11 protein-coding genes are annotated in these 12,879 nt (G+C 55.1%); all 11 read left to right on the top strand.

Translation table 11 applies throughout. The annotated features are described in order from the left end of the window. Positions 1-15: 15 nt before the first annotated feature. From AC0XWG_RS17060 to AC0XWG_RS17110, 11 genes are read left to right on the top strand one after another with little or no spacing between them, the layout of a single operon-like run. Complete coding sequence (locus AC0XWG_RS17060) at positions 16-1,014, top strand: hypothetical protein (protein WP_128347556.1); 999 nt, start codon at positions 16-18, stop codon at positions 1,012-1,014. Between the two features lie 9 nt (positions 1,015-1,023). Then, positions 1,024-1,836 carry a type VI secretion system accessory protein TagJ gene (locus tag AC0XWG_RS17065; protein WP_128347557.1) on the top strand — a complete coding sequence of 271 codons (813 nt, stop codon included), beginning with the start codon at positions 1,024-1,026 and terminating at the stop codon, positions 1,834-1,836. Then, the gene (gene tssE / locus AC0XWG_RS17070) at positions 1,829-2,392 is read left to right on the top strand and encodes a type VI secretion system baseplate subunit TssE (RefSeq protein WP_028018721.1); all 564 of its coding nucleotides are present in this window, start codon (positions 1,829-1,831) and stop codon (positions 2,390-2,392) included. The genes AC0XWG_RS17065 and tssE overlap by 8 nt, the downstream gene beginning before the upstream one ends. Positions 2,393-2,394: 2 nt before the next feature. Then, on the top strand, positions 2,395-4,266 hold the full coding sequence (gene tssF / locus AC0XWG_RS17075; protein ID WP_128347558.1) for a type VI secretion system baseplate subunit TssF: 1,872 nt from the start codon (positions 2,395-2,397) through the stop codon (positions 4,264-4,266). Then, on the top strand, positions 4,263-5,306 hold the full coding sequence (gene tssG / locus AC0XWG_RS17080) for a type VI secretion system baseplate subunit TssG (RefSeq protein ID WP_129323414.1): 1,044 nt from the start codon (positions 4,263-4,265) through the stop codon (positions 5,304-5,306). The genes tssF and tssG overlap by 4 nt, the downstream gene beginning before the upstream one ends. A 34-nt stretch (positions 5,307-5,340) precedes the next feature. After that, entirely contained in the window at positions 5,341-7,956 is a 2,616-nt protein-coding gene (gene tssH, locus AC0XWG_RS17085) for a type VI secretion system ATPase TssH (RefSeq protein WP_475680850.1), read from the top strand. 24 nt (positions 7,957-7,980) lie between these two features. Further along, the gene (locus tag AC0XWG_RS17090) at positions 7,981-9,402 is read left to right on the top strand and encodes a serine/threonine protein kinase (protein ID WP_049008635.1); all 1,422 of its coding nucleotides are present in this window, start codon (positions 7,981-7,983) and stop codon (positions 9,400-9,402) included. Positions 9,403-9,438: 36 nt separating this feature from the next. Then, positions 9,439-10,857: a Tle-like phospholipase domain-containing protein gene (locus AC0XWG_RS17095; protein WP_134708085.1), complete on the top strand. Its 1,419-nt coding sequence runs from the start codon at positions 9,439-9,441 to the stop codon at positions 10,855-10,857. A 41-nt stretch (positions 10,858-10,898) separates the two neighbouring features. Then, positions 10,899-11,615, top strand: coding sequence for an ankyrin repeat domain-containing protein (locus AC0XWG_RS17100; RefSeq protein WP_128347611.1), 717 nt, complete (start codon positions 10,899-10,901; stop codon positions 11,613-11,615). A 14-nt stretch (positions 11,616-11,629) separates the two neighbouring features. Next, positions 11,630-12,385, top strand: a complete 756-nt coding sequence (locus AC0XWG_RS17105) for an ankyrin repeat domain-containing protein (protein ID WP_134708086.1) — start codon at positions 11,630-11,632, stop codon at positions 12,383-12,385. Then, complete coding sequence (locus AC0XWG_RS17110) at positions 12,361-12,849, top strand: hypothetical protein (protein ID WP_238934221.1); 489 nt, start codon at positions 12,361-12,363, stop codon at positions 12,847-12,849. The genes AC0XWG_RS17105 and AC0XWG_RS17110 overlap by 25 nt, the downstream gene beginning before the upstream one ends. Positions 12,850-12,879 lie beyond the last annotated feature (30 nt).

Consider the following 12,879-nt stretch of genomic DNA (forward strand, 5'->3'; position numbering starts at 1 on the left):
CACACAAGGAACGATATGAAACTTTGGCTATCGGGTTTGGCACTTCTGACGGTGGCTTCCACCGCGCAGGCTGAGAATTTCCGCATTGTGCAGTCACCTGCGCAGAAGCTGGATATCTGGATCGACAACATCAAAGACAACACGCCGCAGAGCTGGTGTAAGCCAGAGGTGGCCCTGCGTATTGTGGCGAACGGCAAGAAAGACGTTTCCGTTCTGGAGAACTTTGTGCCACGTCTTGGTTCTCTGCTGGAACATCAGTGCAGCAAAGTGAATAAGCTCAACTGGACGCTTAACGATCCGGCGGGCACGACGCTGGCACAGGGCACAGCAGGTAAAGCACAGGATTGGGCGCTGGTGGTGAAGCAGGAGCAGACCGCCCCTGCAGCGACCGTAACCGCAACCCCTGCCAGCGGTGCGTTAGTGCCGCCGGACCAGAATGTCGCCGCCCAAACTGCTGCCGCCGACCGTACGCCGTGGCAGGAATTTACCCTTCAGGATGGTTGCCACCTGCGCACCTTCTGGGAAGGGGGCTCCTCAGCACCGGCGCTGTTTATTCCGGATACTGACACCACCCGTTGCGGTAACGGGAGCTGGCTGAGCGGACACGCCGTCATCTCGCAGTCCCGTAACGGCGGGCAGCAAGAGATGGCAGTGACGTACATTCATGGCTTCCCGGTAACGGGGCTGAATCAAAGCGCCAACCCGGAAAATGCGCTGATCACCTCCGTCAACAAAGAGCGCATGGTATTCAGCACCCCAAACAGCGACCAGAGCTGGATGATCCTGCCTTACGACGACACCCTCAATAGCTGGAAGAGTAACGGCACCGTAGCGGTGGAGATTTCCCGTGAAACCGCCAGCGACGATGCAAAACTGCAGGCGCGTATTGCGGCAGTGAAAAAAACCTGGAGCGCATGGGTTGCACCCGGCACCCCGGTAAATATCGTTCTGATTGATACCCTGCGTCCTCAACTGCGCGACCCGGCTGTCGGTGCGTGGCGCGCGGCGAATTAAGGAATGGCTATGAATACGCTCTATCAACACCTGGCGGGTGAGTCGCTCAGCGATGCGCTGGCGCGTCTTGAAGCAGAGATCAAAGCCCGTCCGGCAGATGCCGATCTCCGCGCCGCGTTCGTGCAGTTTTTAACCCTCAACGGCAACTGGACGCGTGCGCTGACTCAACTGAAAAGCTGGCTGGCGCTGAAGCCTCAGGCAAAGCCAACGGTTACGCTGCTGGAGCAGTCAATCCAGGGCGAGTTGCAACGTGCGCAGGTTATGGCGGGACAAGCGCGTCCGGCTATGCCTGAAACCCAGTGGCCGTGGCTGACCACGCTTGCTGCGGCGCTGAGCGAAGAAGGCGAACAAGCAGCGGTACTGCGTCTGGACGCCCTTGAACAGGCGCAGGCAAACCCGGGACACCTCACCCTCGAAAACGAGGAAACACAGACGTTTGACTGGCTGATGGATGGCGATGCCCGCCTCGGCCCGGTGTGTGAAACCATTGTGAACGGTCGCTATTTCTGGCTGCCGTTTAGCGCCATCGCAGAAATCCGCTTCCAGGCCCCGGCCAGCGTCACCGATCTCGTCTGGCGCCATGCGCTGGTACGTCTGACCGACGGTACAGAACAGGTGTGCCAGATCCCGGCGCGCTATCCTTTTGCGGCCGATGCCTCCGATGCGGTCAAGCTGGGACGCACCACCGAGTGGCGTCCGCTCGACGAGGACGCCACCCTTTACGAAGGGATGGGGCAGAAAGCCTGGCTGAGCGAACAAAGCGAAAGCCCGCTGTTGACGCTAAGCCTCGTGACGTTTGCGACGGATGGAGCCGATGAGTAATCCCGCTGGCGAAGGCGATCTGCTGCGCAGCGGCTGGCAAGCCCGCAGCAAGCAGGAGAAGGTGGGGGCACGCGATAAAATGCAGCCCTCACTGCTGGATCGCCTCACCGATAACGACCCGGAAAAAAAACGCGAGTCGGCCAACAGCAATCTGATCACCCACGCTGCGCTGCGTCGCAATGTCCTGCGGGATCTGCAGTGGCTGTTTAACACCATTAACCATGATGCGTCCGGTGATTTGAGTGCGTTGCCACACGTCAACCGCTCGGTGATCAACTTTGGTGTTGCGCCGCTGGCCGGGAAGCGCATGTCGGATATCGAATGGCACGACATTCAGCGCAAGCTCACTGAGGCCATCATCAATTTTGAACCACGTATTTTGCCGCAAGGGCTGCAGGTTCGCTGCGTATCGGATACCTCATCGCTGGATCTGCACAACGTGCTGTCCATCGAAATCAAAGGGCGTTTGTGGTGTGTGCCATACCCGCTGGAGTTTCTGTTTCGCACCGATGTCGATCTGGAAAACGGCCATTTTGAACTGAAAGATGCGGGGTAATCATGGAAAGTAAACTGCTCGAATACTACAACCGTGAACTGGCCTACCTGCGCGAAATGGGGGCTGAATTTGCAGAACGCTACCCTAAAGTCGCCGGACGGCTGGGCATGCGTGGCATCGAGGTTGCGGACCCGTATACCGAACGTCTGATGGAGGGCTTTGCCTTCCTGACGTCCCGCGTGCAGATGAAAATGGATGCGGAGTTTCCGCGCTTCTCTCAGCGCCTGCTGGAGATGATTGCACCGAACTACCTCGCCCCGACCCCCTCAATGGCGATTGCTGAAATCCAGCCAGACAGTAGCCGGGGCGATCTGAGCAAAGGCTTTATCGTGCCGCGCGGCACTATGATGGACAGCCTGGCGCTGAAAAAAACCGGCGTGACCTGCAGCTATACCACTGCGCACGAGGTCAACCTGCTGCCGCTGAAAATCGAGAAAGTCGAACTGGGCGGGGTGCCTGCTGACCTGCCGCTGGCGCAGCTGGGCCTGAGCCAACGGGGGATCAACAGCGCGTTACGGATCCGCATCGCCTGCGACGGCCCGCAAAACCTCGGCCACCTGGATTTCGACCGTCTGGAATTTTTCCTCGGCGGTCCTGACATTGAAGCGCTGAAGCTGCTGGAGCTGGTGATGGAGCACCACGCCGGGATCGTCTGCCAGACGGTCAGCCCTCAGCCGCAGCGACAACTGCTGGCATCTGACGCTTTGCGTCAGGAGGGCTTTGAACCGGATCAGGCGCTGCTCCCGGACGATCTGCGTAACTTTGACGGTTATCGCCTGTTGCAGGAGTATTTTGCTTTTCCGGCACGTTTCCGCTTCATCAGCCTGAGCGGTCTGAGCAGGCTTATTGAGCGCTGCGAAGACGAAAAAGCCTTCGATATTTTCATTCTGCTGGATAAGTCGGATGAACAGCTGGAGCGCGTCGTTGATGCCAGTCATCTGGCGCTGCACTGTACGCCGGTGATCAATCTGTTTCCGAAAGTGGCGGCCCGGCAAAAGCTCAACGAAGGCCAGCATGAATATCATCTGGTGGTGGATAACATTCGTCCGCTGGATTATGAAATTTACGCCGTGAATAAAATCTTCGGCAGCGCCGACGGCCAGCGTGACGACCAGACGTTTCGTCCTTTCTGGAGTACCTGGAGCGGCGATGCGGGTAATTACGGTGCCTATTTTTCTCAGCGCCGGGAACAGCGCGTGCTCTCAGAACATGCTCTGCGGTACGGCACCCGTACCGGTTATATCGGTTCGGAGGTCTTTGTTTCGCTGGTGGATGAACAGCATGCACCCTGGCAGGAAAACCTGCGCTACATCTCTGCAGAGGTGTTGTGCACCAGCCGCGATCTGCCGCTGATGCTGCAGCAGGAGCTCGGGCAGTTCATTATGGCCGACTCCATGCCGGTGAAATCCCTGACCTTGCGTAAAGGCCCAACGCCACCGCGTCCGGCGCTGGCCGAAGGGTTCAGTACCTGGCGGCTTATAAGCCAGTTGCAGATGAACTACCTCAGCCTGATGGACAGCGAAAATGAAGAGGGCGCGGCGGCGCTGCGTCAGCTGTTAGGGCTGTATGCCAACCTGGCAGAAACGCCCGTTGCGCGTCAGGTTGAAGGGGTTCGTCACTGCGTGCTGGAACCCGTTCATCGTCGTGTTCCTGAACCCGGTCCGGTCGTTTTCGCCCGTGGGATCGGTATTACCCTGACGGTGGATGAGCGGGCGTTTTCCGGTGCCAGCCCCTGGCTTTTTGGCAGCGTGCTGGAGCGCCTGTTTGCCCGGCTGGTGTCGATCAACAGCTTCACCGAGTTCACCCTGCAAAGTCAGCAGCGCGGCGAGATCGGCTACTGGGCACCGCGGATGGGTAAAAGGGCGCTGCTATGAGTGACGTTGCTGTCGCACCGCTGCGCGTCCAGCGCCTGACACCGTTGCCGGATACGTTCTGGCATGGCGTTCGCGAGACCCCGTGGCGCTACGATCTGTTCCAGCTCTTAAGGCGTATTGATGCTCAGGGCGGCGAGCGCTACCCGCTGGGACGCGCGCCACTGCCAAAGTTTGAGCCGTTACGCATCGGTCAGCAGCCGTCGATGAGTTTTGCGCCGTCGACGGTGGCACAGGTCGGCCTGCGGGAGGAAAGCGGGCTGCATGAGGTGTCTATCCTCAGTTTCGGCCTGTTTGGCCCTAACGGCCCGCTGCCGGTACACATGACCGAGTACGCCCGCGAGCGTATTCATCATCATCAGGACACCAGCCTGAGCGCGTTTGCCGATCTGTTCCATCATCGTCTGACGCTGCTGTTTTATCGCGCGTGGGCGGATGCGCAGCCTGCAGTCTCTCTGGACCGCGCCGACAACAGGCGCTTTGAGGGGTATCTGGCGTCGCTGATTGGCATGGGACAGCCGGGCCAGATGGACAAAGGCAGCCTGAGCTCGCATGCACGCTTTACCCACGCCGGGCACCTGACCCGTCACGGGCGCGATCCCGAGGGGCTGGAGAAGATCCTGCGCAACTATTTTAAAGCGCCGGTCAAACTGATAAGCAACGTGCCGCAGTGGATGCCGCTTTCACCGCGTGAGCAGGCGCAGTTGGGCGAAGGACGTCGTTTGCCTCGTCTGGGCGAATCTGCGTTTCTCGGCGTTGCCGTCCGCGACGTGCAGCACAAGTTTCGCATCGACATTGGCCCGCTGAGCGCGGAGGAGTACAACCGTTTTCTGCCGGGCGAAGCGTGGGTCACCGAGCTGCGCGACTGGGTGCGCCAGTATCTTGGGGTGGAGTTTGAATGGGAAACACGGGTGATCCTGCGTGAAGACGCGGTACAGGGCACCACGCTCGGCAGCGCCGGGCGATTAGGCTATAACACCTGGCTGGGACTTCAGCCGCAGCCTGTCCCGCGTGGCGACCTGGTGTATTGCGCAGAGCGATAATTTTTCTAACGCATTGTTATCAACGGAACCGAACATGTCAGAAATTAGCCGTGCCGTGCTTTTCGGCAAACTGGATACGCTGTTATTTACCTCTCTGGAAAGCGCCACTGCGTTCTGCAAGCTGCGCGGCAACCCCTATGTTGAGCTGGTGCACTGGCTGCATCAGCTGATGCAGCAGCAGGACGGCGATCTGCAGCAGGTCATCCGCCACTTTGGTCTCGACGAGCAGCAACTGACGCGTGATATCGTGGCCGCGCTGGACGCACTTCCGCGCGGCGCGAGCTCCGTTTCCGATCTCTCCGAACATATCGACAGCGCTGTGGAGCGCGCCTGGGTGTTCGGCTCGCTGAAGTTTGGCGTCAGCCGTATTCGTGGCGGGCATTTGCTGATCGGCATACTGAAAACCTGGAATCTTGCTAACGTGCTGAAAAGCATCTCTGCACAGTTTACTCGCCTTAACGTCGAGGTGCTGATTGAGCAGTTCGACGCTATTTGCGCCAACAGCAAAGAGACGCAGCAGGCTGCTGCCGCGGCGGATGTGCCAGCCGGTGCGGTACCGGCTGCACAGGGCACGCTGGCCCAGTATGGTCAGGACCTGACTGCGCGTGCCCGTGAAGGGAAAATTGATCCGGTGGTCGGGCGTGATGAAGAGATCCGCCAGATGGTCGACATTCTGATGCGCCGCCGTCAGAACAATCCGCTGCTGACCGGAGAAGCCGGGGTCGGGAAAACGGCGGTAGTGGAAGGACTGGCGTTGCGTATCGCCGACGGCGACGTGCCGGAACCGCTGCAAAATATTCAACTCTGGCTGCTGGATATCGGCATGCTACAGGCCGGTGCAGGCATGAAAGGCGAGTTCGAAGCACGTCTGCAGGCGTTAATCAATGAAGTGCAGTCCAGCGCTACGCCGATCATTCTGTTCATTGATGAGATCCACACCCTGATTGGTGCTGGTGGCCAGCAGGGGACCGGTGATGCGGCGAACCTGCTCAAGCCTGCCCTGGCTCGCGGGCAACTGCGTACCATTGGGGCCACGACCTGGGCAGAGTACAAAAAATACATTGAGAAAGATCCGGCGCTGACCCGTCGTTTCCAGACGGTACAGGTTCACGAGCCGGATGAAGCCAAAGCCATTCTGATGCTGCGCAGCACCGTCTCGCCGCTGGAGACCCATCACCAGGTCCTGTTGCTGGACGAAGCGGTCAGCGCGGCGGTGAAGCTGTCGCATCGCTACATTCCGGCGCGTCAGCTACCGGATAAAGCTGTTGCGTTGCTTGATACCGCCTGTGCCCGCGTCGCGGTCAGCCAAAGCGCGCCACCTGCGCAGCTGGAAGACTGCCTGCGCCACCTTGCCGCGCTGGACGTGGAAATTGAGATAGCGGAACGCGAAGCCCGCGTGGGGGCAGGTGACGTCGATCGCGTGACGGCATTACTTGCAGATCGCGACGCGTATGAAACAAAGCGCGAAGCCCTGGCCCAGCGTTGGGAAGAGGAACGCAGCCTGGTGCAGGAGATTATCCGCCTGCGTGCCGCGCTGTTTGCAGCGGGCGACGACGATAACGCTGAGCTTCGCCGCCAACTGGCGGAACAGCAGCAGGCGCTGAACGCCTTGCAGGGTGATGAACCGCTGCTGTTCGCGGCGGTGGATGAAAACGTGGTCGCTGCAGTGGTTTCTGACTGGACCGGCATCCCGCTGGGCCGGATGGTGAAAAACGAGATCGACGCGGTGCTGAACCTCGCCGACACGCTCAACCAGCGCGTTATTGGCCAGCGTCACGGTCTGGAGCTCATTGCCCGTCGCGTCAAAACCTCACGGGCGAAACTCGACGACCCGAACAAACCGGTCGGGGTCTTTATGCTGTGTGGCCCGTCTGGCGTCGGTAAAACCGAAACCGCACTGGCGCTCGCCGAATCGCTGTACGGCGGTGAACAGAACGTTATCACTATCAACATGAGTGAGTTCCAGGAAGCACACACCGTTTCCACCTTAAAAGGTGCGCCTCCGGGGTACGTAGGGTATGGTGAAGGCGGGGTGTTAACCGAGGCGGTCCGCCGTCGTCCGTACAGCGTGGTGCTGCTGGATGAAATTGAAAAAGCGCACCCGGACGTACACGAGATTTTCTTCCAGGTCTTCGACAAAGGCTGGATGGAAGACGGCGAGGGTCGCCACATTGATTTCCGTAACACCATAATTATTCTGACGTCTAACGTTGGCACCGATCTGATCAGCGCCATGTGTGCCGATCCGGATCTGATGCCGGAGCCAGACGCCCTGAGCGGCGCGCTTCGCCAGCCACTGCTGGAAGTATTCCCGCCAGCGCTGCTGGGCCGCCTGCTGGTGGTGCCGTACTACCCGCTCAGTGACGAGATGCTGGGGCTGATTGTTCGCCTGCAGCTCAAGCGCATTCAGCGTCGTCTGGAAGAGAATCACAGCATTATTTCTGAGTTTGACGACAGCGTGGTGGAACAAATTGTTCAGCGCTGTACCGAGGTGGAGTCTGGTGGTCGCATGGTGGACGCTATCCTGACCAATACCCTGCTGCCTCAGATGAGCCAGATCTTACTTACCGCCAGCCGCAGCGACGAGCAGTATCGACGTCTGCATGTCACCTGCGAGCAGGGCGAGTTTCACTGTCAGTTTGCCGCGTAATAATCATCAAGAGAACTGTAAAAGATGACGGATAATGATAACAATCGGACTGTTCCAAACGCGCTCCCGGTCGGGTATCGCTTCAACGAGTTTGAAATCAAAGAGGTGATCGGCGGCGGCGGATTCGGCATCGTCTATCGCGCGTGGGATCATCAGCTCGAACGCACTATCGCTATCAAAGAATTTATGCCTTCTTCGCTCGCCGTGCGTGGCGATGACATGACCCTCGTGCTGCGCAGTGAGCGCTTTGGCAAAGCCTTTTCCGCAGGCCTGAACAGCTTTATTCAGGAGGCCCGTCTGCTGGCGCGTTTTAACCACCCGAACCTGCTACATGTGCTGCGTTTTTGGGTACAAAACGACACTGCCTATATGGGGACGCTGTTTTACAGCGGTACCACGCTTTCTCGCCTGCGTGAAGAAAAGCCGGAGCTGATTAACGAGGCCTGGATCCGTCGTACGCTGCCGATGTTGTTTGGCGCGATTAAGACCATCCATGACGAGGGTTATCTGCACCGCGACATCTCCCTGGATAACATTCAAATTCAGGAGAACGGTCTGCCGGTACTGCTCGATTTCGGCTCCGCACGTCGCACTATTGGTAACCTGTCTGACGAAACGGAAACCATGTTGCGCCCTGGCTTTGCGCCGATTGAGCAGTACACCGACGACAACGAAAGCGAGCAGGGCCCGTGGACGGATATTTACGCCCTCGGCGCGGTGTTGCGTACGCTAATTGTGGGATCGCCGCCGCCGGTCAGCGTGGTGCGTTCTATCCAGGACACCTGCAAACCGCTGGTAGAAATCATGCCGCAGGGCTATTCCATTCCGCTGCTGCAGGCCATTGACCGCGCGCTGGCGCTGCACATGGAGGACCGTCCGCAGTCAATCGACGAGTTCGCCGCGCTGATTGAGATGCCGGTCGCCGGTATCAACGATGTGCTGACGGCGAAAAAACCTGGCACGATGCTGGTTCCGGTGGAAGAGGAAAAACCGGCTTCTGTACTCGACTGGCGTCGCTACAAGATCCCTGGGATGGTTGCCGCAGGTGTGCTGGTGGGCGTTGTCGCCGGAGCGATGCTGTTTAGCGGCGGCCATGATGCGCCTGAGCAGGCTGCACAGGCACCGGCAGAAACACGTCCGACAGAAACCGCCGCGAACACGCCAGACGTGAAGCCAGAAACGGCGAAGGTTAATGAACAGGCGACGGCGCAGCAGGTGCCACCGCCCGTCGACGCCAGCCCGGTTGCCCTGGTCTATATCCGTATTCTCGACGGCGAAACGCTGAGAGTAAACGGCGAGACAAAAGCGCTGCGTCCGGCAACCAACGGCTATGCGTCGCTCAAGCTGCCCGCTGGTGAAGTGAAGATTGAATTGCAGGGCAACGGAAGAACGCGTAGCCAGACGCTGGATATTGCGAAGCCTGGCACCTGGCTGGTGAATCCATAAGTAAGGTAGACAGGGACAGGTAACAGGACGGAGCGAATGTATAACATTAAGTTTGTCTATCTTTTCAATGAGAATGTCTCGCCAGCGCTTTTTGCGAAAATTATCCGCCCGTCCGTTGCCGGGCAGTGGATTATGTCGGTTCCTGACAATTCGCTGCGCTCCTTGTTCACACGCTACGATTTGCTGCACGCCATCACAGGCGCGAATCCTTATCAGTCAGGGCGTGATACCCGTAAGCTGATTGTGCAGGATCTCGATATGGGCAGGGTCGTTGCTATCGACGAGAGCTATCGCAACTGGTCGTCGGTGACGGAGATGTTTTATATCAATGCCGATGGCCGTCTGCAGGCCGCCTCGTTGAACGGTCTGGGCTGGTACCCGGTAAGTACCATTGTCGATCGTTACGAAACGATGGTGCGAACCTATGGTTCTCGCCCTGCGCCAACAGTGCTGCCGAAGCAGGTTGTGAAATCCAAAACGGCACAGATGCCGGATAAGCCGACACCGGGCAAAGACGGTAAAACCTACGCGGCGCAACTGCAGGAGATGACCAAGGCAGAGCGTTGGCAGGCACGTAAGGATCTGATTGCGAAGGGAAGCAATAGCGTGTATCCCGACGCGCAGATTGCGGCTAAACGCCTGGCGGCGAATAATATCGCGGTAGAAAAAGCGAAACTGGCGGAGAATGTGTATAAGACCGTGAACCCGCTGGAAACCACGCCTGGGGTGCCTGAGGGGTGGAAGGATATTAGTAATGATGCGAGTGCGTTAGACAAATTAGGTCTCAAAAGCAACATGCTCTATGATAAGGCCAACTCACCTGATTTTCTTTCACGTGTTTATCAGCCTGATCCCAAAGTGTTCGGTAAAGACATGAATCCCACTTTAGTCTTTAGAGGCTCGAGGGAGCCAGAGTTTTTCCCAATGAAAAACATGGCTGACTGGAAAAATAATGCCGCTCAAGGATTAGGAATGGAATCTGATTATTATAGAAAAGCCGTTCAAATTGGTAAGCAAATATATAGATCAGGTCAAAAAATAGATATTGCGGGGCACTCTCTGGGAGGTGGTTTAGCTTCAGCTACATCTGTGGCGAGCGGTCAAGCAGGATGGACCTTTAATGCGGCCGGTTTGCATTCAAGCACTGTTGAAAAGTATGGCGGAAGCTTGCTCGGTAATAAGGATAATATTCAGGCTTATCGTGTTGAAGGCGAACTGCTGACTAAAATTCAGGAAGTGAATCTTGTGGAAGACTATAAAATGTTGAACGGTCACATCCCAACACTTATAGCCAAAGAAGAAATCTCTGCCATTATGCCTAACGCTGCCGGTGTTGTACACGATCTTCCCGGTGGGACAGGCGGTCCGCTGGATCGACATGGGATTGGTCAGGCAATAGACTGCATAGAACAGCAGAAGGATGAAGACATTTCTATTATCAGGAGCCGCGCGTGAAATCATTTTTAACAGGCTGGGTAGTGCTTAGTTTCATTTTAATGGTTCAGGGGTGTAAACAAAATATGGATTTAAAACCAGACAATTATTTTAGCGGGCAACAGCTAACAATAGCCCGTGCAATCGAGAATGGTGAGGTCGATGAGGTGATGAAATTAGCTTCAGAGACTGATTTAGACAAGCCTGGCAAAGAAGATATGACATTATTATTTTGGGCTGTCATGAATTCAATAAACGATAAAAAAACGGCAAACCATTTGAAAATAATTACTATCCTGGTTAAGTCAGGGGCAGACCCCTTACAGCCTAGACCAAATGGAGGGAGTAGCCCGGCTGAGTTTGTGCTAAAAGCAGATAGCGGTGTCTGGATTAAGGCTATGCTTGACGGTGGCTTATCTCCGAATGCAAAAGATAAAATTTTTGATGAGCCAATTATATTTCAAACTATTGAGGCAAAAAATACAGAGACGCTGCAAGCGATGCTTGATCAAGGAAGCAATATTAATGTGATTGATTCATTAGGAAAAACGCTGTTGATTGATGCCCTTGATTACGGAGCCTATGATCATGTACTTCTTTTGCTGCAGCGTGGAGCAAACCCTGAGATAAAAGCTGAAAGTGGCTGGTCGATGGGAAATCAATTGCAGCTCGAACTGGATAGAGCGAAAGAGGGGAGCGAGTTATACAAGAAGCTCAACGAAATTAAAGAGGCGCTTATTCAACATGGCGGGAAATGGCCACCGACTCCAGTTAAATAGGATATGTATAGCATATGCATCTCGCTGTTCGTCTGATGCTGATTTTTATCGTTTTGTTACAGGGATGTAGACAGAACACAAATCAAAATCCGCAAGACTACTTCGGTGGCCAGCAACTGGTTCTGGCTCAGGCTATTGAAAGTGGCAAGTTCGAAGAAGTTAACAAACTTGCCCCAAAAACCGAGCTCAACAAACCAGGGCAACATGATATGACTCTGCTGTTCTGGGCTGTTGGATGCTCAATAAATGATCGAAATTCTGTCTCGAAATTAAAAATAATAACTGATCTGGTAAAGAGTGGAGCGGATCCACTCCAGCAAACTCAGAAAGGTGATAGCAGCCCGGCTGAATTTGTTCTGAAAAGTGATAATGGTGAATGGATAAAGGCAATGCTAGATGGTGGCTTATCGACTGATGCTAAAGATAAGACTTTCAATAAGCCAATAATATTCAACACGCTTGAAGCAAAAAATACCAGGACACTAAAGGTCATGATTGACAGAGGAGCAAATATCAACGTCACTGACTCGCTCGGAGATACTTTACTGATGTATGCAATGGATTACGGTAAATACGAGCATGTACTGTTATTACTGGATAGTGGTGCGGATCCTACAATTCCTGGCAAAGGTGGCTGGACTTTAGGTAATCAACTTGAGCGTCTTTTAACTGACACAAAAGAAGATGACGAGCACTATCAAATCCTAAATAAGATAAAGGAAAAATTAATTAAGCACGGCGGTAAATGGCCACCAGTCCCAGTAAAATAAGAGATAAGCAGGACATGACTGGAAAAGATAAGGTTTTCTTTTTCTGGGGTGGTATGGATATTCTTGCCATCATACTCTATTGTGTGAACTCAGTACGAATGGGAAGAATACCTGTCATTTCGGATACCCAATCATTTATTGATCTATGGTATGCACACAACGCTGTAGTGCCAGGCATATTCGTAATGATCCTTTTTATCCTGGATCTAGGACTTCTGCTTTCTTTTGTTGTCTCAGCAATTCTTTTCTTTAAACGGAAGCACTGGGCAGTTAAGTTTGCTCTGTTTCAAGAAGTTTTTCGATTGATATCATTCCGTTGTTCCGTTTCATTATTCCCGTTGCTGGTGGGCGTTACTGGTATCTCGAATGTTTGGGTTAATCTTATTTTATTCATAATCTCCGAAACGCTAAAATTGTACTCCCTAAAATATTATAAATATGTGCAGAAGGGAGTTTCTGCGTAAAATAGTGCTTTTATCAAGCACTGAGGGGCG

This window comes from Enterobacter sp. DVT3837, from assembly GCF_056238685.1.

Excerpts from the sequence above, each read along its gene's own strand:
- AC0XWG_RS17060 (WP_128347556.1), top strand. The coding sequence starts at position 16 with ATGAAACTTTGGCTATCGGGTTTGGCACTTCTGACGGTGGCTTCCACC.
- AC0XWG_RS17065 (WP_128347557.1), top strand. The coding sequence starts at position 1,024 with ATGAATACGCTCTATCAACACCTGGCGGGTGAGTCGCTCAGCGATGCG.
- tssE (WP_028018721.1), top strand. The coding sequence starts at position 1,829 with ATGAGTAATCCCGCTGGCGAAGGCGATCTGCTGCGCAGCGGCTGGCAA.
- tssF (WP_128347558.1), top strand. The coding sequence starts at position 2,395 with ATGGAAAGTAAACTGCTCGAATACTACAACCGTGAACTGGCCTACCTG.
- tssG (WP_129323414.1), top strand. The coding sequence starts at position 4,263 with ATGAGTGACGTTGCTGTCGCACCGCTGCGCGTCCAGCGCCTGACACCG.
- tssH (WP_475680850.1), top strand. The coding sequence starts at position 5,341 with ATGTCAGAAATTAGCCGTGCCGTGCTTTTCGGCAAACTGGATACGCTG.
- AC0XWG_RS17090 (WP_049008635.1), top strand. The coding sequence starts at position 7,981 with ATGACGGATAATGATAACAATCGGACTGTTCCAAACGCGCTCCCGGTC.
- AC0XWG_RS17095 (WP_134708085.1), top strand. The coding sequence starts at position 9,439 with ATGTATAACATTAAGTTTGTCTATCTTTTCAATGAGAATGTCTCGCCA.
- AC0XWG_RS17100 (WP_128347611.1), top strand. The coding sequence starts at position 10,899 with ATGGTTCAGGGGTGTAAACAAAATATGGATTTAAAACCAGACAATTAT.
- AC0XWG_RS17105 (WP_134708086.1), top strand. The coding sequence starts at position 11,630 with ATGCATCTCGCTGTTCGTCTGATGCTGATTTTTATCGTTTTGTTACAG.
- AC0XWG_RS17110 (WP_238934221.1), top strand. The coding sequence starts at position 12,361 with ATGGCCACCAGTCCCAGTAAAATAAGAGATAAGCAGGACATGACTGGA.